The following is a 25,432-nucleotide window of genomic DNA, read 5'->3' as shown; positions in this document are numbered from 1 at the left end:
TTTAAAAAAATGTTACCTAAACACATAGGCAACCGCCTTAGATGATGATTATAATTCGCGCCGTATTTATCGGTCTCATCTGCGAAACAGAACAACATATATAAAGAGGTTATCATGGCTATTGAACGTACTTTTTCCATCATCAAACCAAACGCGGTGGCAAAAAACGTTATTGGCGGCATCTTTTCTCGCTTTGAAGCTGCAGGGTTCAAAATTGTTGGCACCAAAATGCTGCATCTGACCGTTGAGCAGGCTCGCGGCTTCTATGCTGAGCACGAAGGTCGCCCGTTCTTTGACGGTCTGGTTGAATTTATGACTTCCGGTCCGATCGTGGTTTCCGTGCTGGAAGGCGAAAATGCGGTTCAGCGTCATCGTGACCTGCTGGGCGCAACCAACCCGGCGAACGCGCTGGCGGGTACCCTGCGCGCAGACTACGCTGACAGCTTCACCGAGAACGGCACCCACGGTTCCGATTCTGTTGAATCCGCCGCGCGCGAAATCGCGTTTTTCTTTGCTGAAGGCGAGGTTTGTCCGCGCACCCGCTAATCTTCGTCGGCTTTTCGACCGTCGCGGTATTGGCTGCGCGCGTTCACCCGGTCACATAGTTATCTATGCTCCCGGGGCTTCACTTGCTTGCCGCCTTGCGACAATCGAAAATCCTTATAGGATCTGCCAGGCAGTTACAGATTTTTTCATCATTGCAGCGTGCAAACGTGGTATTGATGAGCCAGAATTTGTAGAATACAGCGCCCCGGATGAGCAGTCGCTCCCGGGGCGTTTCTTTTTTCAACCCTCCAGGGGCCATAACGTGTAATAACGAGGCCGGAATCAATTATGTCTGAACAAATAGTCACGCCTGATAGCGCCGCTCTGACGGTGCCGAACAAAGATGCCAAAATCAACCTGCTGGATTTGAACCGTCAGCAGCTGCGCGAGTTTTTCAAAAACATGGGCGAAAAGCCTTTTCGCGCCGATCAGGTGATGAAATGGATGTATCACTACTGCTGCGATAACTTTGATGAGATGACCGACATCAACAAGGTTCTGCGCGGAAAATTAAAGGAAGTCGCGGAGATCCGCGCGCCGGAAGTCGTGGAAGAGCAGCGCTCGAGCGACGGCACCATCAAGTGGGCGATTGCCGTTGGCGATCAGCGCGTCGAAACCGTGTACATCCCGGAAGACGATCGCGCCACCCTGTGCGTTTCTTCCCAGGTGGGCTGCGCGCTGGAGTGTAAATTCTGTTCTACGGCCCAGCAGGGTTTTAACCGCAACCTGCGGGTTTCGGAAATTATCGGCCAGGTCTGGCGCGCGGCGAAAATCGTCGGCGCGGTGAAGACCACCGGCGTACGTCCGATTACCAACGTAGTGATGATGGGGATGGGCGAGCCGCTGCTGAACCTGACTAACGTGGTTCCGGCCATGGAAATCATGCTTGACGACTTCGGCTTTGGTCTTTCTAAGCGTCGCGTCACGCTCTCCACCTCCGGCGTGGTGCCAGCGCTTGATAAGCTTGGCGATATGATTGACGTCGCGCTGGCCATCTCTCTGCACGCGCCGAACGATACCATTCGCGACGAAATCGTGCCGATCAACAAGAAATACAACATCGAGACCTTCCTGAACTCGGTGCGCGGCTATATTTCGAAGTCCAACGCCAACCAGGGCCGCGTCACTATCGAATACGTCATGCTGGATCACGTCAACGACGGCACCGAGCATGCGCATGAGCTGGCCGCGCTGCTGAAAGATACGCCGTGCAAGATCAACCTGATCCCATGGAACCCCTTCCCTGGCGCGCCGTATGGCCGTAGCTCCAACAGCCGTATCGACCGTTTCTCCAAGGTGTTAATGGAGTATGGTTTCACCACGATCGTGCGTAAAACCCGCGGCGACGATATCGACGCCGCCTGCGGTCAGCTGGCCGGCGACGTTATCGACCGTACCAAGCGTACGCTGCGTAAACGTATGCAGGGCGAAGCGATCGACGTGAAGGCGGTCTGATCATAAATGATGCAGCGCACAGCCTGGGCGGTGCGTTGCATATTTGTGGAATAGCCGGGCGAAATACGCTGTTGTGGTTAATAATTACGGTGCGTTTTTGTCGACTTTGAGGCAGTATGTAGCGGTACAACAACCGCTTAGCATTCAATTTTGATAAGTCTCTGTGATACCAGGTCATACGGACTTATACTGTTTGTCTGACGTTGAGCAGATGTCTCGCGGCGCGGGGTAACCGGCGCTGAATTTTAAATTTCACGTACCAGTAGTTGTAGCGAATGAATACTGAAGCCACTCAAGACCATCAAGAAGCAAACACTACGGGCGCGCGTCTGCGTAATGCCCGCGAACAACTCGGGCTCAGCCAGCAGGCGGTGGCTGAACGCTTATGCCTGAAGGTTTCCACGGTTCGTGATATTGAAGACGATAAGGCACCCGCCGATCTTGCTTCAACCTTCCTGCGCGGCTATATCCGCTCTTATGCTCGCCTTGTGCACATTCCAGAAGAAGAGCTGCTGCCGATGATGGCCAAGCAGGCTCCGATTCGGGCGGCGAAAGTTGCCCCCATGCAGACCTTCTCGCTGGGTAAACGTCGCAAAAAGCGCGACGGTTGGCTGATGAGCTTTACCTGGCTGGTGCTGTTCGTGGTGATCGGCCTCAGCGGCGCCTGGTGGTGGCAGGACCACAAAGCGCAGCAGGATGAGATCTCCACGATGGCCGATCAATCCTCCGCCGAACTGAATTCTGGCGATAACAACAGCCAAAGCATCCCGCTGGATAATCAATCGGCGAATTCCGCACCGGATACCGCTGCCAATAGCGCGCCTGTCGAGACCTCTCCGGCGCCGACTCCAGCACCGGCCCCGGCTCCGGTCGAGAATAACGCCGTGGTCGCGCCTTCGCAGGCAAACGTTGATACGGCGGCAACTTCGCCGTTACCGACCGATCAGGCAAACGTGACCGCTGCGGCGGCCTCCGCGCAGGATCTGGTGCTGAACTTCACCGCCGACTGCTGGCTGGAAGTGAGCGATGCGACCGGTAAAAAGCTGTTCAGCGGTTTGCAGCGTAAAGGCGGTAACCTCAACCTGAGCGGCCAGGCACCTTATAAACTGAAAATCGGCGCCCCGGCAGCGGTACAGATTCAGTATTTGGGTAAACCTGTCGATTTAAGTCGTTTTATCAGAACTAACCAGGTTGCACGTCTGACCCTTAATGCCGAACAATCACCGGCGCAGTAACAGACGGGTAACGCGGGAGATTTTTCATGCATAACCAGGCTCCGATTCAACGTAGAAAATCAAAACGAATTTACGTTGGGAATGTGCCGATTGGCGATGGCGCCCCCATCGCCGTACAGTCGATGACAAACACGCGCACCACCGATGTGGCGGCGACGGTAAATCAAATTAAAGCCCTCGAGCGCGTTGGCGCGGATATCGTGCGCGTTTCGGTGCCGACGATGGATGCGGCGGAAGCGTTCAAACTTATCAAACAGCAGGTTAACGTCCCGCTGGTTGCCGATATCCACTTCGATTACCGCATTGCGCTGAAGGTAGCGGAATACGGCGTTGATTGCCTGCGTATTAACCCGGGCAATATCGGCAACGAAGAGCGTATCCGCATGGTGGTGGACTGCGCTCGCGATAAAAATATTCCTATCCGTATCGGGGTAAACGCCGGTTCTCTGGAAAAAGATCTCCAGGAAAAATACGGCGAACCGACCCCGCAGGCGCTGCTGGAATCGGCAATGCGCCATGTCGATCATCTCGATCGTCTCAACTTCGATCAGTTTAAAGTCAGCGTAAAAGCCTCCGATGTGTTCCTCGCGGTTGAATCCTATCGCCTGTTGGCGAAACAGATCGATCAGCCTCTGCACCTCGGGATCACCGAAGCGGGCGGCGCGCGCAGCGGCGCGGTGAAGTCCGCGATCGGCCTCGGCCTGCTGCTGTCTGAAGGGATCGGCGATACGCTGCGCGTCTCTCTGGCGGCGGATCCCGTTGAAGAGATCAAAGTGGGCTTCGATATTCTCAAGTCGCTGCGTATTCGCTCTCGCGGGATCAACTTTATTGCCTGCCCGACCTGTTCACGTCAGGAGTTTGACGTTATCGGTACCGTTAACGCGCTGGAGCAGCGCCTGGAAGATATCATTACGCCGATGGATATTTCGATCATTGGCTGCGTGGTAAACGGTCCCGGCGAGGCGCTGGTTTCCACCCTCGGCGTAACCGGCGGCAATAAGAAAAGCGGCCTGTACGAAGACGGCGTACGTAAAGACAGGCTGGATAACGACGATATGATCGATCAGCTGGAAGCGCGTATTCGCGCTAAAGCATCGATGCTGGATGAGGCGCGTCGTATCGATATCCAGCAGGTTGAAGCGAAATAACGTGTTGGGAAGCGATACGCTTCCCGTGTATGATTGAACCTGCGGGCGCGAGGCGCCGGGGTTCATTTTTGTATATATAAAGAGAATAAACGTGGCAAAGAACATTCAAGCCATCCGTGGCATGAACGATTATCTGCCGGGCGAAACCGCTCTCTGGCAGCGCATTGAAGGCTCACTGAAGCAGGTGCTTGGTAGCTACGGTTACAGCGAAATCCGTTTGCCGATTGTAGAGCAGACCCCGTTATTCAAACGCGCTATCGGCGAAGTGACCGACGTGGTTGAAAAAGAGATGTACACCTTTGAGGACCGTAACGGCGATAGCCTGACTCTGCGTCCGGAAGGCACGGCTGGCTGCGTACGCGCCGGTATCGAACATGGTCTCCTGTACAATCAAGAACAGCGCCTGTGGTACATTGGGCCGATGTTCCGCCACGAACGTCCGCAAAAAGGCCGCTACCGTCAGTTCCACCAGATTGGCGCCGAAGCGTTTGGCCTGCAGGGGCCGGATATCGATGCCGAGCTGATTATGCTGACCGCCCGCTGGTGGCGCGAGCTGGGCATCTCCGGCCACGTTGCGCTGGAGCTGAACTCTATCGGTTCGCTGGAGGCTCGCGCTAACTATCGCGACGCGCTGGTGGCCTATCTTGAGCAGTTTAAAGATAAGCTGGACGAAGACTGCAAACGCCGCATGTACACCAACCCGCTGCGCGTGCTGGATTCTAAAAACCCGGACGTCCAGGCGCTGCTGAACGACGCCCCGACGCTGGGCGACTATCTTGATGAAGAGTCCAAAACGCATTTTGCCGGGCTGTGCGCGCTGCTGGATGATGCCGGTATTCGCTATACCGTGAATCAGCGTCTGGTACGCGGTCTCGACTACTACAACCGCACCGTGTTTGAGTGGGTCACCACCAGCCTCGGTTCCCAGGGCACCGTCTGCGCCGGAGGCCGTTACGATGGTCTGGTTGAGCAGCTTGGCGGTCGCGCTACCCCTGGCGTCGGCTTTGCGATGGGGCTGGAACGTCTTGTTTTACTGGTTCAGGCAGTGAATCCGGAATTTAAAGCCGATCCTGTTGTCGATATATACCTGGTAGCCTCCGGAACTGACACCCAGTCCGCAGCAATGCGTCTGGCTGAACAGGTACGCGATGCGTTACCCGGCGTTAAGCTGATGACCAACCACGGCGGCGGCAACTTTAAGAAGCAGTTTGCGCGCGCTGATAAATGGGGCGCTCGCGTTGCGCTGGTGCTGGGCGAATCAGAAATCGCCGACGGAAACGTGGTAGTGAAAGATTTACGCTCAGGTGAGCAAACTACCGTAACGCAGGATAGCGTTGCTGCGCATTTGCGCACACTTCTGGGTTAATCTCCCGGGAATCATTAGTCAGGAGAAGGACTGCGTGGAACTTTACAATAACGAAAACGATCAGGTCGATGCGTTAAAGCGTTTCTTTGCTGAAAATGGCAAGGCGCTGGCCGTCGGGGTGATTTTGGGCGTTGGCGCGCTGGTTGGCTGGCGCTACTGGACCTCCCATCAGCTGGACACCGCCAGGGGCTCGTCTCTGGCATATGAAAATGCGATTTCCGCGCTCAAATCGGATAAACCCGAAGCGCTGAACGCGGCGCAGAAATTTGCCGCCGACAGCAAAAACACCTATGGTGCGTTTGCGTCTCTTGAGCTGGCGCAGCAGTTTGTCGATAAAAACGACCTGCAGAACGCTGAAAAGCAGCTTCAGCAGGGGCTGGCAGCCGCTTCTGATGATAACCTGAAATCGGTTATCAATATGCGTCTTGCTCGCGTACAGCTGCAGCTTAAGCAGCCTGATGCCGCGCTGAAAACCCTGGATGCCGTGAAAGGCGAAGGCTGGACCGCGATTGTCGCCGACCTGCGCGGCGAGATCCTGCTGAGCAAAGGCGATAAGCAAGGGGCGAAAGCGGCATGGGAAGCGGGCGCGAAAAGCGATGCTTCACCGGCGCTCAGCGAAATGATGCGTATGAAAATAAATAATTTGTCCATCTGAGAGGGACTCGATGCAATTGCGTAAATTACTTTTGCCAGGGCTGCTTTCCGTTACCTTATTGAGCGGTTGTTCGCTGTTTAACAGCGAAGAAGATGTGGTGAAAATGTCGCCACTGCCGACGGTGGAAAACCAGTTTACGCCGTCCACGTCCTGGAGCACCTCCGTTGGCGGCGGTATTGGCGAATTCTACTCTAACCTGCACCCGGCGTTTGCTGATGGCGTTGTGTATGCCGCCGATCGTAAAGGCACCGTTAAAGCCCTGAATTCAGGCGACGGCAAAGAGGTGTGGTCGGTTAACCTGGCCGAGAAAGACGGCTGGTTCTCCCGCGCGCCTGCGCTGCTCTCCGGCGGCGTGACCGTCTCCGGCGGCCATGTTTATATCGGTAGCGAAAAAGCGAAAGTTTACGCGCTGAACACCAGCGACGGTACCGTTGCATGGGAAGCGAGCGTGGCGGGTGAAGCGATTTCCCGTCCGGTCGTCAGCGACGGTATGGTGCTGATTCATACTACTAACGGTCAGCTGCAGGCGCTGAACGAAGCTGACGGCGCGGTGAAATGGACCGTTAACCTGGATATGCCAGCGCTCTCTCTGCGCGGCGAATCCGCTCCGGCTACCGCGTACGGCGCAGCGATTGTGGGCGGCGATAACGGTCGCGTCAGCGCGGTGCTGATGCAGCAGGGCCAGATGATTTGGCAACAGCGTATCTCTACCGCCACCGGTCCGACTGAAATCGACCGTCTTAACGACGTCGACACGACGCCGGTTATCGTGAACGGCGTGATTTATGCGCTGGCCTATAACGGCAACCTGACGGCGCTGGATCTGCGCAGCGGCCAGATTATGTGGAAACGCGAGCTGGGTTCAGTGAACGATTTCATCGTCGACGGCAACCGTATATACCTGGTTGATCAAAACGACCGTCTGCTGGCGCTTACTACCGACGGCGGCGTGACGCTGTGGACGCAAAGCGATCTGCTGCACCGTCTGCTGACGGCGCCTGTGCTGTATAATGGCAACCTGGTGGTTGGCGATAGCGAAGGCTATATGCACTGGGTCAACCCGGAAGATGGTCACTTTGTGGCTCAGCAAAAGGTAGACAGCTCAGGCTTCCTGACCGATCCGGTTGTGGCTGACGGCAAGCTGCTGATTCAGGCGAAAGACGGCACGCTGTACGCGATTACGCGTTAACAACAGCGGTAGTCTATTTTTGAGAAACGGCCCCTGGCAGACAGGGGCCGTTTTGGCTTTTTTAAAAACGCCGTGAAAATGGCGTTGTATCGATTTTAGTATGAGGCATTTAACATGATACCTGTGGTCGCGCTTGTCGGGCGCCCTAACGTTGGAAAATCCACGCTTTTTAACCGCTTAACGCGCACTCGCGATGCGTTGGTCGCGGATTTTCCGGGGCTGACTCGTGACCGTAAGTACGGTCGTGCTGAAGTGGAAGGCCGCGAATTTATCTGTATCGATACCGGCGGGATCGACGGTACCGAAGATGGCGTAGAAACGCGGATGGCGGAACAGTCGCTGCTGGCAATCGAAGAAGCGGACGTCGTGCTGTTTATGGTCGATGCGCGTGCGGGCCTGATGCCGGCGGATTCGGCAATTGCGAAACATCTGCGCTCTCGTGAAAAACCGACCTTCCTGGTGGCAAACAAAACTGACGGCATCGATGCCGATCAGGCGATTGCCGATTTTTGGTCGCTGGGTTTAGGCGAGATTTATCCCATCGCCGCTTCACACGGTCGCGGCGTCACCAGCCTGCTGGAGCATGTGCTGCTACCGTGGGTTGACGAGGTGAACCCGCCGGAAGAAGTGGACGAGGACGCGGCATACTGGGCGCAGTTTGAAGCGGAGCAGAACGGCGCAGAAGTTGAAGAGCCGGAAGATGATTTTAACCCGCAGGATCTGCCGATTAAGCTGGCGATTGTGGGCCGCCCGAACGTGGGTAAGTCAACGCTCACCAACCGTATTCTGGGCGAAGATCGTGTGGTGGTTTACGATATGCCGGGAACCACTCGCGACAGCATCTACATCCCGATGCAGCGCGATGAGCGGGAATACGTTCTTATTGATACCGCAGGCGTGCGTAAGCGCGGGAAAATTACCGATGTCGTCGAAAAATTCTCGGTGATCAAAACGCTGCAGGCGATTGAAGATGCCAACGTGGTGCTGTTGGTCATTGATGCGCGCGAAGGGATTTCCGATCAGGATCTCTCCCTGCTGGGCTTTATTCTCAACAGCGGCCGCTCGCTGGTGATTGTCGTCAATAAATGGGACGGCCTGAGCCAGGAAGTGAAAGAGCAGGTGAAAGAGACCCTCGACTTCCGTCTGGGCTTTATCGACTTTGCCCGCGTGCACTTTATCTCCGCGCTGCACGGCAGCGGCGTTGGCAACCTGTTCGAATCCGTACGCGAGGCGTACGACAGCGCCACCCGTCGCGTGGGCACCGCTATGCTGACCCGCATTATGACTATGGCTGCCGAAGACCATCAGCCGCCGCTGGTGCGCGGCCGTCGCGTGAAGCTGAAATATGCCCACGCCGGTGGTTATAACCCACCGATCGTGGTGATTCACGGTAACCAGGTTAAAGACCTGCCGGATTCGTACAAACGCTATCTGATGAACTACTTCCGTAAATCGCTGGAAGTGATGGGTACGCCGATTCGTATTCAGTTCAAGGAAGGGGAAAACCCGTTTGCCAACAAACGTAATACCCTGACGCCGAACCAGATGCGTAAGCGTAAGCGCTTGATCAAGCATATTAAGAAAAGCAAGTAAGTTAGCCGCCAGCCTCAAAAATCTAAAGCCCGCACCCGTCGGGCTTTTTTATTATCGCTATTGTTCATGCGCAGAATAATAATAAACTCGCTTGAGGCCGCGTTATAAATGTGAGAAAAACCAAGGAGGATAGATATTTTTGTGACAATGAGGTCAGAATGAAAAGCCTTTTAACTCTCCTGATGCTGTGTCTTATTCCCATAGCCTGTGCTGCTGAATCACAAGCGATTGAACCGCGCGTTAAGCCTGCTTATCCCGCGAAAGCTGAAAAAAAAGGAATACCAGGTCAGGTTAAAGCGCAATTTGACGTTGATGAGAACGGGCGGGTGATTAACGTTCAGTTATTAAGCTCCGATCCTTCAGGAATGTTTGATAATGAAGTCAGGGCCGCAATGGAAAAATGGCGATACGTCAAAGGGAAGCCTTCCAGCAATAACATCATTACCATTCATTTCACGCCCGGGCCGTCTTGCGTAGAGGTGCCAGCGCCAAACCAGCCCGGCAGTATTCAAAGCAGGGGCGTCCCTTTTCGCTAAAGTTGAACGCACGTGAAATAACGTAGGGACAATCGTAATAAACGCCGGGAACAGGGATATGAAAAAAACAATAGTGATGGTCGGTTTGGTTATTTTAGCCAGCAGCTGTGCGCCGTTTCATCCTGCTGACTGCCATAAAACATCAGCGCTTGGGAGCTGTAGCTCCGGACGATTCAGCGATGACGATGAATATGGCAGGCAGGCGAGAGCGATAAAAGAGTCTATTGATTCCCGGTTATCCAATCGCTACGGCTGGACGGGTAAAAAATGCACGATACATCTGAGTTTTAGCGATGAGGGTAAACTGAATAGCGTGACAACGAGCGAAGGTAATAAAGCATATTGTGCCGCGCTGGTTGATGCCGCTAAACGGGCCACTTTTCCGCCGTTCACCGATAAGCAGGTCTATGACGCTTTTGCTCAGTCCCGATTCAGTATGCAGGGTGAATAAAATTAAACGCGGCGGCCAGGCAGGGGGCGAATAGCCTGCGGAGGGTTAATGAGCGGCAGCAGCCACAGATTATGCAACCGTGATAAAATAAAGCTATATACCCATTGTCAGGAGTCACCATGGAATTTGATTGCCCCGTGTGCCATGCGCAGCTTGCTGTGCAGGGCAATAGCGCCCATTGCGAGCGTTGTGCGAAAGATTATGCTGTTGAAGCCCGCTGCCCGGATTGCCACCAGCCGCTAGAAGTATTAAAAGCCTGCGGCGCGGTGGATTACTTCTGCCAGCACGGCCACGGGCTGATTTCAAAAAAACGCGTCGAGTTTGTGCCTATTTAATCTTTATCGCTGACGCAGCCTTCACCGTCGCGCCAGAGTTCAATCAGTGAATTTGGCGCACGCTCCTCGGGAATGAGGATAATCAGGCTGTGATAATGCTGTTCGCTAATTATCTGAATGCGGAAGAAACGCTGGTCGCCGCTCCCCGGCGAGTCGGGCTGACCTGGCGGTTTGCCCAGCGGTAGCGACTGTTGGAGAATCGTCGCGATCCGCTGCCTTTGTTGCTCGTTAAGCCGGGCAACGACAATCTTCCGCATCCCGCTGAGCGCCGGGATCCAGGCGACGCCACCCTCGCGCGCCAGCTCAATGACCGCGTCATCGCTGAGATCGGGGAGTTTCATAGCGCGACTCCGACCCGCTCCCAGGCCTGAGTAATCGCATCAGCGGCCTCTTTGCCAGAGCGTTTCTCGCCATGGTGAATCGTCAGTCTGGCAAAGGCGGAGAAGTCGGCGTCTTTTGCCAGAGAGTGATCGCACACCGCGTCGTACCAGGCATATCCCGCTTTTTCCCATGCAAAACCGCCGATTGCGCTGGCGGCGAGATAAAAGGCGTGATTAGGAATACCGGAGTTAATATGAACGCCGCCGTTATCCTGCTGGGTATGAACAAAATCTTTCATATGCGCGGGTTGCGGGTCTTTGCCAAGGATAGGGTCATCATAAGCGGTGCCAGGCTGCGACATAGAGCGCAGACCTTTGCCGTGGATGCCTTTCGCGAGTAGCCCCTCGCCAATGATCCAGTCCGCTTTGTCAGCCGTCTGCTGGCGCTGATATTGTTTGACCAGCGATCCAAAGACATCCGATAGCGATTCGTTGAGCGCGCCGGATTGTTCGAAATAGATGAGACCGGCTTCGCTCTCCGTCACGCCGTGGCTTAGCTCGTGCGCCACCACGTCAATAGCGATAGTAAAACGATTAAAAATCTCGCCATCGCCGTCGCCGAATACCATTTGTTGGCCGTTCCAGAACGCGTTTTGATATTCGTGACCATAGTGCACGCTGCCGGTGAGCTTCAACCCGCGGTTATCCAGCGAATCTCGCTGGTAGCTCTTCCAGAAAAAATCATGGGTGATGCCGAGATAGTCATAGGCTTCATCAACGGCTACGTCGCCGTTAGAGGGCTGTCCCTCAAAACGGACCTGGGTACCCGGCAGATCCTGGGTCTGCCCGGCATCATAAATGTCACGCTCAAGCAGGCCCGGCGTCGTGACGTGGGCGGCGGCGGGGCGGCCCGGAACGTGCGCCATCAGGGTCTGAACATGGCTGAGGGTATTCTGCGCGCAGCGCTGCTGCTGAAGAGAACCACGATCGACAATACGACGTAAGATGTAGGGCGGGATCACATAACGGGGATAAGCTTCTGGCATGTCACGCTCCTTAGCCGGGTAAAACCGTTTTAAAAGGGCATGACTGCAGTATAGTTATCACCGGTCGAAATGGCAGGATAATCAGGCTTTTTTGCGGGTACGGGTTTTCTTCACCGGCGTGATGTTCTTCACTTCGCTCTCTACCCAACCATCGTTCAGGCGGGTCGTGAGAAGGTCACCCTCGCGCACCTGCGTCGTTTGTTTCAGCACTTTGCCGTCGCTGACGGAAGTGACGCTATAGCCGCGGGCGAGCGTCGCCAGCGGGCTGACGGCTTCCAGATGCGTGACCATATTACCGAAGCGTTCACGTTGATCGCCAAGACGCGCGCGGATGTTTTCCGCCAGCCGGTATTCCAGCTGTTGAATACGGCTCTGGGCGCGGTGAATGCGCGGCTGCGGATTTTGTTGATTCAGGCGCTGCGCGGCGCGCTGTTGGCGCTGGTCGGCGCGCTTCATCTGCGTCTCAAGAGCGAAACGCATGCGTTGGCGCAATCTTTCGAGTTCCGTTTGCTGACGGGCCAGCCGCAGCTGGGGATGCTGCTGCTGCAGGCGGTGAAAAATTTGGGTAAATCGGCGATGGCGGTTGGCAAGGAAGTAGTCCATCGCCATTTCGAGACGCTGCTGCCCGGACTGGAGCTGGCGCAGCAGCTCCTGCTGGTTGCGGCTGACAATTTCTGCCGCGGCGGAAGGCGTTGGCGCGCGCAGGTCGGCAACAAAGTCGGCGATAGTGACGTCGGTCTCATGGCCTACGGCGCTGACGATGGGAATAGGGCTGGCGAAAATCGCCCGCGCCACCCGCTCGTCGTTAAAGCTCCATAGATCTTCCAGCGAACCGCCGCCGCGCCCGACAATCAGCACATCGCACTCATGGCGCGCGTTGGCCAGTTCAATGGCGCGAACGATCTGCCCCGGCGCATCTTCACCCTGTACGGCGGTCGGGTAGATAACGACCGGCAGGGAAGGATCGCGGCGCTTGAGTACGTGCAAAATATCGTGCAGCGCAGCGCCGGTTTTAGAGGTAATAACGCCAATGCAGTGCGCGGGGGAGGGGAGCGCTTTTTTATGCTGCTGATCGAACAAGCCTTCCGCGGCCAGCGCTGCCTTGAGCTGTTCATACTTCTGCTGCAGCAGACCTTCGCCCGCCGGCTGCATGCTTTCGACGATAATTTGATAATCGCCGCGCGGCTCGTAAAGCGTGATATTGGCGCGTACCAGCACCTGCTGCCCGTGCTGCGGGCGGAAGGTCACGCGGCGGTTGCTGTTGCGGAACATCGCGCAGCGCACCTGGGCGTTATCGTCCTTTAAGGTGAAGTACCAGTGACCAGAAGAGGGTTGGTTGAAGTTTGAAATCTCGCCGCTAATCCACACCTGGCCCATTTCACGTTCCAGCAGCAGTCGAACCGACTGATTGAGGCGGCTAACCGTGTAAATTGAGGGGGATTGAGATGGCAACATGTGAGCAAGATCAAATTTTAAATCAGCAGGTTATTCAGTCGATAGTAACCTGCTGGGAGGGGATCGCAAGTATTATTTGCAAAAAAGGGTAGATGCAATCGGTTACGCTCTGTATAATGCCACGGCAATATTTATCCACCCTGGTCGAGATATTGCCCATGCTACGTATCGCTAAAGAAGCCCTGACGTTTGACGACGTCCTCCTCGTTCCCGCTCACTCAACCGTTCTGCCAAATACCGCCGATCTCAGCACTCAGCTGACGAAAACCATTCGTCTGAATATTCCTATGCTTTCCGCTGCAATGGATACCGTGACTGAAGCGCGTCTGGCAATTGCCCTGGCACAGGAAGGCGGCATCGGCTTTATTCATAAAAACATGTCTATTGAACGCCAGGCTGAAGAAGTAAGGCGCGTGAAAAAGCATGAATCCGGCGTGGTGACCGACCCGCAGACCGTCCTGCCAACCACCACCCTGCGCGAAGTCAAAGTACTGACCGAACGCAACGGTTTTGCTGGCTATCCGGTGGTGACCGAAGACAACGAGCTGGTCGGCATTATCACCGGTCGCGATGTGCGTTTCGTCACCGACCTGAATCAGCCGGTTAGCGTTTATATGACGCCTAAAGAGCGTCTGGTGACCGTTCGCGAAGGCGAAAGCCGCGAAGTGGTCTTTGCCAAAATGCATGAGAAACGCGTTGAGAAAGCGCTGGTTGTGGATGACAGCTTCCATCTTCTCGGCATGATCACCGTTAAAGATTTCCAGAAAGCAGAACGTAAACCGAACGCCTGTAAAGATGAGCAGGGTCGCCTGCGCGTTGGCGCGGCGGTTGGCGCGGGTGCGGGCAACGAAGAGCGCGTTGATGCGCTGGTTGCCGCGGGCGTAGATATTCTGCTGATCGACTCCTCTCACGGCCACTCTGAAGGCGTATTGCAGCGTATTCGCGATACTCGCGCTAAATACCCTGACCTGCAAATCATCGGCGGCAACGTGGCGACCGGTGCGGGCGCTCGCGCGCTGGCGGAAGCCGGCTGCAGCGCGGTGAAAGTGGGTATCGGCCCTGGCTCCATCTGTACGACCCGTATCGTGACCGGCGTGGGCGTTCCGCAGATCACCGCCGTTTCCGACGCGGTTGAAGCGCTGGAAGGCACGGGTATCCCGGTTATCGCCGACGGCGGTATCCGTTTCTCCGGCGATATCGCGAAAGCGATTGCCGCGGGCGCGGCCGCCGTCATGGTCGGTTCGATGCTGGCGGGTACCGAAGAGTCTCCGGGCGAAATCGAACTCTATCAGGGCCGTTCTTACAAGTCTTACCGCGGTATGGGTTCCCTGGGCGCGATGTCTAAAGGTTCCTCCGATCGCTACTTCCAGACCGATAACGCCGCCGACAAACTGGTGCCGGAAGGTATCGAAGGTCGCGTCGCCTATAAAGGGCGTCTGAAAGAGATTATTCACCAGCAGATGGGCGGCCTGCGCTCCTGTATGGGTCTGACCGGTTGTGGTACCATCGACACCCTGCGGACCAAAGCGGAATTCGTGCGCATCAGCGGCGCCGGTATCCAGGAGAGCCACGTTCACGACGTGACCATCACTAAGGAATCCCCGAACTACCGCATGGGCTCCTGATTTTCATCGCCCGGCCACGCGCCGGGCGATTTATTTAACCTGTATCACTTGCCTCGGAATTATCGTCAATGACGGATAACATTCATAAACATCGTATTCTTATCCTGGACTTCGGTTCTCAGTACACCCAGCTGGTTGCGCGTCGCGTTCGTGAATTAGGTGTCTATTGCGAACTGTGGGCATGGGACGTGACTGAAGCTCAAATTCGTGAGTTTAATCCTAACGGCATTATTCTTTCCGGCGGCCCGGAAAGCACCACCGAAGATAACAGCCCGCGCGCGCCGCAGTATGTCTTCGAAGCCGGCGTGCCGGTTTTTGGCGTATGCTACGGCATGCAGACCATGGCGATGCAGCTGGGCGGACACGTTGAAGCGTCTAATGAGCGTGAGTTTGGCTATGCCCAGGTTGAGGTTCAAACCGATAGCGCCCTGATCCACGGTATTGAAGATGCGCTGAGCGCGGATGGTAAGCCGATGCTGGACGTCTGGATGAGCCACGGCGACAAAGTCACCGCCATCCCGTCTGACTTCGTCACCGTTGCCAGCACCGAAACCTGCCCGTTCGCCATTATGGCTAACGAAGAGAAGCGCTTCTACGGCGTGCAGTTCCACCCGGAAGTGACCCACACCCGTCAGGGTCTGCGCATGCTGGAGCGTTTCGTACGCGATATCTGCCAGTGTGAGGCGCTATGGACGCCAGCCAAAATTATCGACGATGCTATTGAGCGCATTCGTCAGCAGGTTGGCGACGATAAAGTCATTCTCGGCCTCTCCGGCGGCGTGGACTCGTCTGTTACCGCAATGCTGCTGCATCGCGCTATCGGCAAAAACCTGACCTGCGTCTTCGTGGATAACGGTCTGCTGCGTCTGAACGAAGCCCAGCAGGTTATGGACATGTTCGGCGACCGTTTCGGCCTGAATATCGTTCACGTTGAAGGCGAGGCGCGTTTCCTGTCTGCGCTGGCGGGGGAAAACGATCCGGAAGCGAAGCGTAAAATCATCGGTCGCGTGTTCGTGGAAGTGTTTGACGAAGAAGCGCTGAAGCTGGAAGACGTTAAATGGCTGGCGCAGGGCACGATCTACCCTGACGTCATCGAATCCGCCGCTTCCGCAACCGGTAAGGCGCACGTCATCAAATCTCACCACAACGTGGGCGGCCTGCCGAAAGAGATGAAGATGGGCCTCGTTGAGCCGCTGCGCGAGCTGTTCAAAGATGAAGTGCGTAAGATTGGCCTCGAGCTGGGTCTGCCGTACGACATGCTGTACCGTCACCCGTTCCCGGGCCCGGGTCTGGGCGTGCGCGTGCTGGGCGAAGTGAAGAAAGAGTACTGCGACCTGCTGCGTCGCGCGGACGCAATTTTCATCGAAGAGCTGCACAAAGCTGACCTGTACAACAAAGTGAGCCAGGCGTTCACCGTGTTCCTGCCGGTTCGCTCCGTCGGCGTCATGGGCGATGGCCGTAAGTACGACTGGGTGGTCTCCCTGCGTGCCGTCGAAACCATCGACTTTATGACCGCGCACTGGGCGCACCTGCCGTATGATTTCTTAGGCCGCGTGTCCAACCGCATCATCAATGAAGTCAACGGTATTTCCCGCGTGGTGTATGACATCAGCGGTAAGCCGCCGGCGACCATTGAATGGGAATAAAATTTATTCTTTGTGTTAATTGAATAAAATAATGCCATTAGTGATTGACGTCATTAATGGCATTTTTTATAAGAATTACCGTAACTTACGGCATCCTCTAAAACGATGAATACGGTTTGTCTTACCGATAAATCAAAGTCACCGGATTCATACTGTTAGCCCCGTTCTTCAATCTCCGCGGGCGTCTTCTCACGGTGATCCCATGCAATTGACATCGCCAGGCCGAAAACCACCAGCGCCAGCGCGGCGGAAACCGCTAAACTGCCCCTCATCCCAAGATGATGATTCAGCCACGCGTAGACAAACGGCGAGGCGGCGGCCAGCAGCTGCGCGGGAATCAACAGAATGCCGGTTCGCCGGGCATAATCCTTCGCGGCGAAAAGCTGCAGCGGCAGGGTGGCTTTAAATACGGTCGTCAGGCCGTTGATCGCGCCGTAACCCAGTACAAATCCGCCGGCCGCCCAGGAGAGATAAGACCCGCTCAGACCGAGCGCAAAGCAGAGCGGCATCACCAGGGTGGTCAATAGCGTTAACCTTAACGGCGTAAGGGCGGAACCGGACGCTACTTCGAGAAAGCGCGCGCCGGTTTGCCCAATCCCCCACAGCATTCCCACTGCGACAGGCAGCCCGACGCTGGCGATAAACTCCGGGAGATGCGTCGAGGTACCGTTGGAAACGAAGGTCACCAGCGCAATCAGCGACGCGTAGAGCAGGGCGGAGCGCTTATCGCGGCCGGAGAGCCGCTGGCGTTTAATTGTCCGCCGGGGGGAGGGCAATTTATGATTTGGCATTTTCCACAGCAGCATAGCGCTAAGCAGGCCGAACAGGGCATAGATCAGCAGCGCATGCCGCCAGTTCATCTGCGTCAGCAACCCTGCCCCGAGCGGCCAGAACAGAGCCGAAGCCAGCCCTCCGGCCAGCGTCACGCGCGAGATGGTGAGTCTGGCGCTTTGCCCATAACTATTCACCAGCGCGGCGAACAGCGCGTCATAGAGCGCCAGGCGCATGCCGACTCCGGTCAGGGCCCAGGCGGCAAACCAGGCCGACAGGCTATGAACGTAAGCCATGATCAGGCAGCCTGCTGAAATCATCAGCGTACCTGTGACCACTATCCGTTGGCCGCCAAAGTGGGCCAGTAGCCGGGCGACAAACGGGGAGAGCATCGCCATCATCAGCATGGCGATAGTCAGGCCAAAGTAGATTTCCGTTGCGGCCCAGCCGGTTTCATGGGCTATAGCCCTGGCGAAAGTGCCGGGCATATAAAACGATATGCCCCAATTAATCAGTTGGTTGCACCCGGCGGCAAGCGTGACAAAGCCCGGCGCGGAGAGTGATTTTGTAGGTGTATCCATGATCGTCCATTTTGTTACGCTGTTGTCGCAGCATACCCTGCACGCTATTGTGGAGGCAGGCCGGTCCATTTATGACCCTTATAAGAGAAACTTTGTGATGACGACGCTCAATCTGGGAAATCTGGCGACGTTCCGCCTGGTGGTACAGCGCGGAAGCTTCTCAGCCGCAGCTGACCTGCTAGGGCTGTCGCAGCCAGCGGTAAGCCTACAGGTACGTCAGCTGGAACAATTTCTGCAAACCAGACTGCTGGAGCGCACCGGGCGGGGCATTAAGGCGACGGCGGCCGGAATCGCCTTGCTGGCGCATAGCGATCGAATTGAGCAGGCGGTGAGCGCAGCGGTGCAATCGGTTAGCGAATTCAACCGGGAAATTAGCGGTTCGGTGACGCTGGGGAGCGGGGCAACCGCCTGTATCCATCTGTTACCTTCGCTGTTGCAGAAGCTGCATCAGGATCATCCTCTGCTGACGGTGAAGGTCACGGTCGGCAATACGCTGGAAGTGGTTCGGGCTATCGAAGAGAATCGGCTCGATCTCGGGCTTTGTACGCTGCCGGCGAACGGACGCAGCCTGGCGGTAACGCCGGTATTAGATGAAGAGTTTGTCTGTATTTTTAGCGATGGACAGGACGAGCCGCCCTTGCCGCTGACGCCAGAAATACTGCAATCCTTGCCGTTAATTGCCTTTGAAGCGGGAAGTGGAACCCGGGATCTGATTGATGGCTGGTTTCGTCATGATGGACTGATGGTTGTGCCCGTCATGCAGTTAGGCAGCATTGAGGCAATTAAGCGTATGGTGCGCGCGGGACTGGGGTACAGCATTGTGCCGCGTATGGCGGTAGAGCATCCGCAGGATCGCATCGGCCTGAATGTGCAATCGTTGACTCCGCTGCTGTATCGCCAGCTAGGCGTCGTCATGCGCCAGGATAAAATCATCAGCAAAGGCATTGCTGAAGTGCTGCGTTTGCTACCTCAAATCGGTTGCTGAACGCGGTACGCAGCGCTTACTTTTGCACAGGCGTTTTCAGCGAGTCGGAAGGATCAACGGTGATGGTGGATTGTTGCGACTGCTTTTTATCCTGATGATGATACCAGGCGCCGATGGAGGAGTAGACAAAGCGTCCAAAGAAGAAGATAAAGCTGATAAGCAGTACGATACGGGTCATGCGACGGTTAAATCGATGTCGTTTACGCATACTGGGTGCCTGACTCACAAAAGGTTCCTTAAAGTATACCCAAAAGATGGGCGATGTGCGTATTAAGGCACAGTAAAGCGGAAGGGTCAATTGATGAGGATGTAAAAATCCCAGGGATAAAACATTAATTAATGTTATATAAGATAATCCTCGTATTTACATGCTTTCTGCTTATCGCAGATTGATGTTAAAAAAAAGGCATTATTAATATTAGCCTCGAGATTTCTTGATTTATATCAATCGTCTATTTTTTCCGACAACTAAAATCACCAGCCAGTTCCGCGTTGTTATTCCTTGCGCGATAATGAAGGTTGGTTGGATGCCCGCCTGAATATACCCTGCAGGATTTAGGGTTATCCGTAGAGCATCTATGAAAATAATTAAACTGTACAGGCAATATCGGGATAAATGGTGGGCGTTGCCGCTGATCTTGCCTGTTCTTTTACTCCCTCTGGCAAGATGGGCTAACACCGATGCATTACTCGATGGTAATGAAGTTTATCTTTACTATTTACCCCTGGCGTTAGTACTGAGCCTGATGCTGTTTTTCGGCTGGACCGCTTTGCCGGGAATCGTTCTCGGTTTGTTGCTTACCATTACGCGCGGCATGACGCTGGAAGATTCCATCGGCGTGATTTTTCATTTTCTTATTCCGACGGTTCTTTCCTGGGGCGGGTATCGCGTTTTTGTCCCGCGCAGGCAGCAAATCTCGCATGGCAATGTGAGACTGATGCCTCAGAGATTGGTCTGGCAGATGCTGCTGCCATCGCTGATCTTTCTTGTTCTTTCCCAACTCGCTGAGTACCTTGGAATTCATCCCCGAGCTACTGGGTTGATTGGTGTTAATCCCTTAAGCTTGCGTTCGCTTATCACCTTTCAGGCCCTTATGGCTGGGTGCTTGACCGGCGTGCCGTTATGCTATTTTCTTATTCGAATTATCCGCAACCCTCTCTATATTCGAGGGTTTGTTTCTCAGATTCGCCTGCAGATCGATCCAAAAATAAAACGCTTAGAATTTATTTTATGGGCGGCAGTGCTGATCATTTTATTGGTGCTGCTATTAATGCCGTTGAATAGTACGAGCACTATTTTTAGCACAAATTATACCTTGTCTTTACTTATGCCAGTGATGCTTTGGGGCGCTATGCGCTTTGGTTATCGCTTCATTTCATTGGTCTGGTCTCCTGTTTTAATTGTTATAATTCACTTTCATAATCAATATCTCCCACATTCACCGATTTACAACAATCAGCTGGCTATTACCTCCTCCAGCTATCTGGTGTTTTCATTTATTATCGCCTATATGGCGATGCTGGCGACGCAGCAGAGAATTTTTTATGCGCGCATGCGCAGGATGGCCTTCATGGATCCGGTTGTACGCTTGCCCAATATTCGGGCGCTGAGCCGGGCGTTAAATAAATCCTCCTGGTCAGTGTTGTGCTTCTTACGCATTCCTGAGCTGGAAATATTAGGCCGCCATTACGGCGTTCTGTTGCGTATCCAGTACAAGCAGCTGCTGGCCGAGTCACTCAGCGAGCTATTGCAGAGTGGGGAGGATATCTATCAGATGGCCGGGCATGAGCTGGTAGTCCATCTGAACAGCGAAGAGCATCAGCAGCGAATCCCCCTGCTTTATGAGCATCTCAAAAAGTTTCGTTTTGTCTGGAATGGCATGCCTTTGCAGCCACCCGTGGGGTTCAGCTATTGCAACGTTCGCTCTCCGGTGATTCATCTGCATTTACTGCTGGGTGAACTCAGCAGCGCGGCCGACCTTTCCCTCGCCACCGGCAGTCCTGAAAATTTACAGCGTCGCGGAGCCATCAATACGCAACAGGAGCTGAAAGACAAAGTCACTATAATGAATCAGCTGGTGAAGGCGCTGGAGCAGGATCGCTTCATGCTGATGGCGCAACCCATTGTCGGCATCCGGGGGGATAGCTACCACGAAGTTCTGCTCAGGATGCTGAACGACGATGATGAAGTCATCATGCCGGATACCTTTTTACCGGTGGCGCACGAGTTTGGACTGTCGGCGCGTATTGATAGCTGGGTCCTTGAACATACGCTCATCTTTATGGACAAGCGGCGCAAAAAGCTTCCGGGAATGCGTCTGGCGATAAATATCTCACCTTTTTCTGTGAGTAACAGCCATTTCCATCAGCAGGTAAAAACGCTGCTGGAGCATTATGACATCGAACCCTGGCAGATTATTTTTGAGCTGACGGAGAACCATTCGCTGACCAATCCCGAACAAGCGCGGAAAACCCTCGCGCAGCTTCAGGACCTGGGCTGTCGGGTCGCGATTGATGATTTTGGCACCGGCTATGCCAGCTACGCGCGGCTGAAAACGATGAATGCGGATCTGCTGAAAATTGACGGCAGTTTTATTCGTAATCTGGTGACCAGTAGTCTGGACTATCAGGCCGTTGCCTCTATTTGCCTTCTTGCGAGAATGAAAAATATGCAGGTGGTGGCTGAATATGTCGAAACGCCAGAGATTCGTCAGGCCGTGGTTTCACTGGGGATTGATTACATGCAGGGCTATGATATCGGCAAACCGGCCCCGCTTGAGGCGTTGGTTGAGGATGAATAAACGAATGGGCCGGAAAGTCCGGCCCATATGAGTGAAGCTAGCTTGTCGCGTCAGGCTTCTCTTCTTCGCTGATTTTCAGCCACCAGTCAGGCACGCCTTCCCAGTACTCCTGCTCTTTTTCCAGATCGAGCAATACCAGCGCATTCTGGCTAAACCAGTCATGCGGGAAGGTCAGCGTCCAGTGGTTCGCCTCGGTTTTCAGCGTAAGGGTTGGCGGCGTGGTCGTCGCCTGTCGCTGGTTATTCAGCAGCACCCCAAGGCGCAGCAGCTGTATTAACGGCAGAAACTGCTTTTTCTTAAACAGCGTGAAACGCGGTAAATCATCCAGCTTAATCGCTTTACGGTGATAGCGAACTAAGGTGGCCATCAGCATCTGCTGTTCCTGATTAAAGCCCGGCAGATCGCTGTTTTGCAGGATATAAGCCGAATGACGGTGCATGCCGCTGTGGTTAATATTTAAGCCGACTTCATGCAGCATCGTCGCCCATTTCAGCAGCGCCGCCAGATGAGGGTTCGCAAGCTTAGGGTTCTGCTCCTGCCATTGCTCAAAAATATGCGTGGTGGTCTCCAGTACCCGACGCGCCTGCTCGCGGTCGATATTGTACTGGTTCGCCAGGCTTTGCGCGGTGCGGCTACGGATATCCTGGTGACGGAAACGTCCTTCCATCTCGTACAGTACGCCTTCGCGCAGCGCGCCGTCGGATAAGCGCAGCTCTTTAATCGCCAGCGCGTCAAACACCCCGCAGAGAATCGCCAGGCCGGGCGCAAAAACGGCTTTACGATCTTCCGAGAGCCCGGGCAGGCTCAGCGAGTCGAAGTTTTTATACTTCAGCAGCTCTTCGACCAGCATCTCGAGGCGCTCGGGAGTGATGAACCCGTCTTTCTCGCCCATGGCCACCAGCACTTCGTGGGCGGCTTTAATGGTGCCCGACGCGCCGAGGGCGACGTTCCACCCCTGGATGCGGAACTGCCACGCCAGGGTTTCCAGCTTTTGCACGGCCGACAGACGCGCGCGCTGGAAATTCTCTTTGTTGATGACGCCGCCAGCAAAGTAGGCCTGAGAGAAGCTCACGCAGCCCATACGGCGGCTTTCCACCAGGCGAGGCTCGAAATCCTCGCCGATCACCAGCTCGGTAGAGCCGCCGCCGATATCGATGACCAGCTTACGGCCTCGCTCCGGCTGCGTATGCTCCACGCCCATAAAAATCAGACGCGCTTCCTCGTTGCCGGGGATGATTTCAATGGGGTAGGGGATGACCTGCTCCGCGCGCTTGAGGAACTCTGCGGCGTTTGTCGCCTGGCGCAGCGTGTGCGTGCCGACGATGCACACGCTGGACGGGTCAAAACCCTGCAGGCGCTCGGCGAACAGCGACAGGCAGTTCAGCCCGCGCGTCATAGCCTCTTCGCTCAGTACAGAGTTTTCATCCAGACCGTCGGCCAGATGTACGCGCTGTTTCAGACGACCGATGATCTGCATTGCCCCGTCAACGACGCGGGCGATCACCATATGAAAACTGTTCGAACCGAGGTCGACCGCAGCGAACTCCTGCGGCCGAGGGGCATTATCGTTTATTGGCATAGGTTAGTCGGGCTGTTCAAGTGATTTGAGGTAGTCGTATATCGCCATCTGTGCACGGACTTTACGGCGATTGCCGCGCGGCACGTAGCGATTGCTCAGTTCTTTATCAAGATAGCGCGCTTTCACCGTATCGTTGAAGAGGAGATCGAAAATATCCAGCACCCGCTGTTTCAGCCGCGGATCCAGCAGCGGCGCGGCAACTTCGATACGATAGTCAATATTGCGCGTCATCCAGTCCGCCGACGATAGCCAAACCTGCTTATCGCCGCCGTTTTCAAAGCAATAAACTCGGTCATGCTCAAGGAAACGGTCAACAATGCTGGTCACGCGAATGTTTTCGCTGATGCCTTCGAGGCCGGGGATCAGCGAGCACATGCCGCGAATAAGTAAATTAACCGGCACGCCGGAGCTAGACGCGGCATAGAGACGGTCTACCAGGCCTTTATCGACGAGGTTGTTCAGCTTCAGCATGATCCCCGACGGCTGGCCATTCTGCGCGTTGGCTATTTCGCGATCGATCATCTCATAAAGCAGGCGACGCGAGTTTTGTGGCGACACCAGCAGATAATCGAAGCTGACCGGGCGGTAGGGGTTTTCAATAAAGTTAAATACCCGGCGGACTTCATTGGTGATGCGCGCATCGGCGGTCAGCAGCGAGTAGTCGGTGTAAAGCCGCGCGGTTTTTTCGTTGAAGTTTCCGGTACCGATATGCGCATAGCGAACGACTTCATCGCCCTCTTTTCGCGAAACCAGGAACAGCTTGGCGTGGATCTTGAGGCCCGGCGCGGAGAAGATAACGTGCACGCCGGCTTCGGTCAGGCGCTTAGCCCAATGAATATTGGCTTCTTCATCGAAACGCGCCTGCAGCTCCACGACCACCGTCACTTTCTTACCGTTGTGGGCGGCATGAATCATCGAATCGATAATCCGTGAATCTTTCGCGACGCGGTAGATGTTGATTTTGATAGCCAGCACGCTTGGGTCGAAAGAGGCCTGGCGCAGCAGCTCAAGGACGTGTTCAAACGTATGGTACGGGTAGTACAGCAGCACGTCGCGTTCGCGAATCGCGTCAAAGCCGTTACGGAATTTATCGAACCACAGATGGCGCAGACGCGGCATCGGTTTATTGACCAGATTAGCTTTGCCGACGTTCGGGAAGCCGATAAAGTCTTTAAAGTTGTGGTAACGACCGCCCGGCAGCATCGAATCGTAGTTGGAGATGGAGAGCTTATCGCGCAGCATTTCGACCATTGCGTCCGGCATGTCGCGCTGATAAACGAAGCGCACCGGCTCGGCGGTCAGACGCTGTTTCAGGCTGGAGGACATCAGCTCCATCAGGCTCGATTCCATCTCGTGCACCAGATCGTATTCGGCGTCACGGGTCATTTTCATCGAGTAGGCGTTCAGCGCGTCGTAATCGAAAAAGCCCTTGAAGATATCATCCAGGCAGTATCGCAGGATATTATCTAGCAAAATCATTGGCTTGCGCCGGCGAGGCGCTTCCGGCGGCAGGTTCACAAAACGCGGCACCTTGTCAGACGGAATCTCCAGCAGCGCGTAATTGATGGTATCCCCGCGAATAATTTCGACGGCCAGGTAGGTGTAATCATCCTTCAGAAACTGCACCAGATCCGTTTCGCGATTAATCAGAATTGGCGTGATGTGCTGACGAAGATACAGCTTGAAGTAGTTACGCAGCCAGGACTGCTGGTTGACGGAGAGCTGGCGTTCGTTGATCAGGAAAATCTGGTTACGCGCCATTTCCAGCAGCAGCTCGTTGTATAAGCCGTCAAATTCCTGATCGGCCTTAAGCACGCGAGCCTGGATTTTGCCTAGCAGGTGACGAGAGTGGGCGGTACTGCCTTGTTCTTCGCTAATGATGATGCGGCGCTTAAGTTCGGCGAACCGCACTTTATAGAATTCATCGAGGTTGTTGGAGTAAATTCCCAAAAAGCGCATGCGCTCAATCAGCGGGTTGCTTTTGTCCGCCGCTTCCTGAAGTACGCGTTCGTTAAAGGACAACCAGCTGAGTTCTTTTTCGATGTATAGCTTTTCCTGGCCCATTACAGCTCACACTCCGGTTGATGTATGTTGCTTTTTCATTATGGCGAGCT

22 protein-coding genes are annotated in these 25,432 nt (G+C 54.9%); 15 read left to right on the top strand and 7 right to left on the bottom strand.

Going from position 1 to position 25,432, the window contains the following annotated elements; genetic code table 11:
• Positions 1 to 114: 114 nt before the first annotated feature.
• From ndk to BWI76_RS21050, 11 genes are all read left to right on the top strand, one after another.
• A complete protein-coding gene (ndk, locus tag BWI76_RS21100; protein ID WP_004114414.1) occupies positions 115 to 546 on the top strand; it encodes a nucleoside-diphosphate kinase in 432 nt (143 codons plus the stop codon).
• 288 nt (positions 547 to 834) lie between these two features.
• Positions 835 to 2,001 carry a bifunctional tRNA (adenosine(37)-C2)-methyltransferase TrmG/ribosomal RNA large subunit methyltransferase RlmN gene (locus BWI76_RS21095; RefSeq protein WP_004123586.1) on the top strand — a complete coding sequence of 389 codons (1,167 nt, stop codon included), beginning with the start codon at positions 835 to 837 and terminating at the stop codon, positions 1,999 to 2,001.
• 275 nt (positions 2,002 to 2,276) lie between these two features.
• Positions 2,277 to 3,236, top strand: coding sequence for a cytoskeleton protein RodZ (rodZ, locus tag BWI76_RS21090; protein WP_049088335.1), 960 nt, complete (start codon positions 2,277 to 2,279; stop codon positions 3,234 to 3,236).
• A gap of 26 nt (positions 3,237 to 3,262) precedes the next feature.
• A complete protein-coding gene (gene ispG, locus BWI76_RS21085) occupies positions 3,263 to 4,384 on the top strand; it encodes a flavodoxin-dependent (E)-4-hydroxy-3-methylbut-2-enyl-diphosphate synthase (RefSeq protein WP_004136451.1) in 1,122 nt (373 codons plus the stop codon).
• Positions 4,385 to 4,475: 91 nt separating this feature from the next.
• Complete coding sequence (hisS, locus tag BWI76_RS21080) at positions 4,476 to 5,750, top strand: histidine--tRNA ligase (protein WP_004136452.1); 1,275 nt, start codon at positions 4,476 to 4,478, stop codon at positions 5,748 to 5,750.
• A 34-nt stretch (positions 5,751 to 5,784) separates the two neighbouring features.
• Positions 5,785 to 6,405 carry a YfgM family protein gene (locus BWI76_RS21075; RefSeq protein WP_004123578.1) on the top strand — a complete coding sequence of 207 codons (621 nt, stop codon included), beginning with the start codon at positions 5,785 to 5,787 and terminating at the stop codon, positions 6,403 to 6,405.
• Positions 6,406 to 6,415: 10 nt separating this feature from the next.
• On the top strand, positions 6,416 to 7,594 hold the full coding sequence (bamB, locus tag BWI76_RS21070; RefSeq protein ID WP_004104478.1) for an outer membrane protein assembly factor BamB: 1,179 nt from the start codon (positions 6,416 to 6,418) through the stop codon (positions 7,592 to 7,594).
• A gap of 114 nt (positions 7,595 to 7,708) precedes the next feature.
• Entirely contained in the window at positions 7,709 to 9,187 is a 1,479-nt protein-coding gene (der, locus tag BWI76_RS21065; protein WP_004136453.1) for a ribosome biogenesis GTPase Der, read from the top strand.
• 158 nt (positions 9,188 to 9,345) lie between these two features.
• On the top strand, positions 9,346 to 9,723 hold the full coding sequence (locus BWI76_RS21060) for a TonB family protein (RefSeq protein ID WP_004136454.1): 378 nt from the start codon (positions 9,346 to 9,348) through the stop codon (positions 9,721 to 9,723).
• Between the two features lie 58 nt (positions 9,724 to 9,781).
• The gene (locus BWI76_RS21055) at positions 9,782 to 10,174 is read left to right on the top strand and encodes a cell envelope integrity TolA C-terminal domain-containing protein (RefSeq protein ID WP_004136455.1); all 393 of its coding nucleotides are present in this window, start codon (positions 9,782 to 9,784) and stop codon (positions 10,172 to 10,174) included.
• A gap of 119 nt (positions 10,175 to 10,293) precedes the next feature.
• Complete coding sequence (locus BWI76_RS21050) at positions 10,294 to 10,509, top strand: zinc ribbon domain-containing protein (RefSeq protein WP_004136456.1); 216 nt, start codon at positions 10,294 to 10,296, stop codon at positions 10,507 to 10,509.
• Here BWI76_RS21050 and BWI76_RS21045 read toward each other — a convergent pair.
• From BWI76_RS21045 to xseA, 3 genes are all read right to left on the bottom strand, one after another.
• Positions 10,506 to 10,850, bottom strand: a complete 345-nt coding sequence (locus BWI76_RS21045) for a protealysin inhibitor emfourin (protein ID WP_004136458.1) — start codon at positions 10,848 to 10,850, stop codon at positions 10,506 to 10,508. The genes BWI76_RS21050 and BWI76_RS21045 overlap by 4 nt on opposite strands.
• Entirely contained in the window at positions 10,847 to 11,875 is a 1,029-nt protein-coding gene (locus tag BWI76_RS21040; protein WP_024359345.1) for a M4 family metallopeptidase, read from the bottom strand. The genes BWI76_RS21045 and BWI76_RS21040 overlap by 4 nt, the downstream gene beginning before the upstream one ends.
• 81 nt (positions 11,876 to 11,956) lie before the next feature.
• Positions 11,957 to 13,330 carry an exodeoxyribonuclease VII large subunit gene (gene xseA, locus BWI76_RS21035; protein WP_004136462.1) on the bottom strand — a complete coding sequence of 458 codons (1,374 nt, stop codon included), beginning with the start codon at positions 13,328 to 13,330 and terminating at the stop codon, positions 11,957 to 11,959.
• A gap of 158 nt (positions 13,331 to 13,488) precedes the next feature.
• Here xseA and guaB point away from each other — a divergent pair, with 158 nt between their 5' ends.
• Both guaB and guaA read left to right on the top strand, forming a co-directional pair.
• Positions 13,489 to 14,955 carry an IMP dehydrogenase gene (gene guaB, locus BWI76_RS21030; protein WP_004123540.1) on the top strand — a complete coding sequence of 489 codons (1,467 nt, stop codon included), beginning with the start codon at positions 13,489 to 13,491 and terminating at the stop codon, positions 14,953 to 14,955.
• A gap of 68 nt (positions 14,956 to 15,023) precedes the next feature.
• Complete coding sequence (gene guaA / locus BWI76_RS21025) at positions 15,024 to 16,601, top strand: glutamine-hydrolyzing GMP synthase (protein WP_024359343.1); 1,578 nt, start codon at positions 15,024 to 15,026, stop codon at positions 16,599 to 16,601.
• Between the two features lie 155 nt (positions 16,602 to 16,756).
• Here guaA and BWI76_RS21020 read toward each other — a convergent pair whose 3' ends face one another.
• A complete protein-coding gene (locus tag BWI76_RS21020; protein WP_004136468.1) occupies positions 16,757 to 17,953 on the bottom strand; it encodes an MFS transporter in 1,197 nt (398 codons plus the stop codon).
• A gap of 97 nt (positions 17,954 to 18,050) precedes the next feature.
• On the opposite strand from BWI76_RS21020, the gene BWI76_RS21015 reads away from it, so the two are divergent.
• Positions 18,051 to 18,938 carry a LysR family transcriptional regulator gene (locus BWI76_RS21015; RefSeq protein WP_024359341.1) on the top strand — a complete coding sequence of 296 codons (888 nt, stop codon included), beginning with the start codon at positions 18,051 to 18,053 and terminating at the stop codon, positions 18,936 to 18,938.
• Between the two features lie 16 nt (positions 18,939 to 18,954).
• Here BWI76_RS21015 and BWI76_RS21010 read toward each other — a convergent pair whose 3' ends face one another.
• The gene (locus BWI76_RS21010; RefSeq protein WP_024359340.1) at positions 18,955 to 19,146 is read right to left on the bottom strand and encodes a YfgG family protein; all 192 of its coding nucleotides are present in this window, start codon (positions 19,144 to 19,146) and stop codon (positions 18,955 to 18,957) included.
• A gap of 370 nt (positions 19,147 to 19,516) precedes the next feature.
• Between BWI76_RS21010 and BWI76_RS21005 the strand changes: the two genes are divergently transcribed.
• Positions 19,517 to 21,739, top strand: coding sequence for an EAL domain-containing protein (locus BWI76_RS21005; protein ID WP_004136474.1), 2,223 nt, complete (start codon positions 19,517 to 19,519; stop codon positions 21,737 to 21,739).
• A 37-nt stretch (positions 21,740 to 21,776) separates the two neighbouring features.
• Here the strand turns inward: BWI76_RS21005 and ppx are convergent, their stop codons facing one another.
• Positions 21,777 to 23,318: an exopolyphosphatase gene (gene ppx / locus BWI76_RS21000; protein ID WP_004136480.1), complete on the bottom strand. Its 1,542-nt coding sequence runs from the start codon at positions 23,316 to 23,318 to the stop codon at positions 21,777 to 21,779.
• 3 nt (positions 23,319 to 23,321) lie between these two features.
• A complete protein-coding gene (ppk1, locus tag BWI76_RS20995; protein ID WP_004123499.1) occupies positions 23,322 to 25,382 on the bottom strand; it encodes a polyphosphate kinase 1 in 2,061 nt (686 codons plus the stop codon).
• Positions 25,383 to 25,432 lie beyond the last annotated feature (50 nt).

It is taken from the genome of Klebsiella sp. M5al (assembly GCF_002090195.1).
GTDB classification, from domain to species: domain Bacteria; phylum Pseudomonadota; class Gammaproteobacteria; order Enterobacterales; family Enterobacteriaceae; genus Klebsiella; species Klebsiella grimontii.
This window is presented reverse-complemented; position numbering and strand designations above follow the sequence as displayed.

Coding starts and splice junctions, on each gene's coding strand:
- ndk (WP_004114414.1), top strand. CDS start 115: ATGGCTATTGAACGTACTTTTTCCATCATCAAACCAAACGCGGTGGCA.
- BWI76_RS21095 (WP_004123586.1), top strand. CDS start 835: ATGTCTGAACAAATAGTCACGCCTGATAGCGCCGCTCTGACGGTGCCG.
- rodZ (WP_049088335.1), top strand. CDS start 2,277: ATGAATACTGAAGCCACTCAAGACCATCAAGAAGCAAACACTACGGGC.
- ispG (WP_004136451.1), top strand. CDS start 3,263: ATGCATAACCAGGCTCCGATTCAACGTAGAAAATCAAAACGAATTTAC.
- bamB (WP_004104478.1), top strand. CDS start 6,416: ATGCAATTGCGTAAATTACTTTTGCCAGGGCTGCTTTCCGTTACCTTA.
- der (WP_004136453.1), top strand. CDS start 7,709: ATGATACCTGTGGTCGCGCTTGTCGGGCGCCCTAACGTTGGAAAATCC.
- BWI76_RS21060 (WP_004136454.1), top strand. CDS start 9,346: ATGAAAAGCCTTTTAACTCTCCTGATGCTGTGTCTTATTCCCATAGCC.
- BWI76_RS21055 (WP_004136455.1), top strand. CDS start 9,782: ATGAAAAAAACAATAGTGATGGTCGGTTTGGTTATTTTAGCCAGCAGC.
- BWI76_RS21050 (WP_004136456.1), top strand. CDS start 10,294: ATGGAATTTGATTGCCCCGTGTGCCATGCGCAGCTTGCTGTGCAGGGC.
- BWI76_RS21045 (WP_004136458.1), bottom strand. CDS start 10,850: ATGAAACTCCCCGATCTCAGCGATGACGCGGTCATTGAGCTGGCGCGC.
- BWI76_RS21040 (WP_024359345.1), bottom strand. CDS start 11,875: ATGCCAGAAGCTTATCCCCGTTATGTGATCCCGCCCTACATCTTACGT.
- xseA (WP_004136462.1), bottom strand. CDS start 13,330: ATGTTGCCATCTCAATCCCCCTCAATTTACACGGTTAGCCGCCTCAAT.
- guaB (WP_004123540.1), top strand. CDS start 13,489: ATGCTACGTATCGCTAAAGAAGCCCTGACGTTTGACGACGTCCTCCTC.
- guaA (WP_024359343.1), top strand. CDS start 15,024: ATGACGGATAACATTCATAAACATCGTATTCTTATCCTGGACTTCGGT.
- BWI76_RS21020 (WP_004136468.1), bottom strand. CDS start 17,953: ATGGATACACCTACAAAATCACTCTCCGCGCCGGGCTTTGTCACGCTT.
- BWI76_RS21015 (WP_024359341.1), top strand. CDS start 18,051: ATGACGACGCTCAATCTGGGAAATCTGGCGACGTTCCGCCTGGTGGTA.
- BWI76_RS21010 (WP_024359340.1), bottom strand. CDS start 19,146: ATGCGTAAACGACATCGATTTAACCGTCGCATGACCCGTATCGTACTG.
- BWI76_RS21005 (WP_004136474.1), top strand. CDS start 19,517: ATGAAAATAATTAAACTGTACAGGCAATATCGGGATAAATGGTGGGCG.
- ppx (WP_004136480.1), bottom strand. CDS start 23,318: ATGCCAATAAACGATAATGCCCCTCGGCCGCAGGAGTTCGCTGCGGTC.
- ppk1 (WP_004123499.1), bottom strand. CDS start 25,382: ATGGGCCAGGAAAAGCTATACATCGAAAAAGAACTCAGCTGGTTGTCC.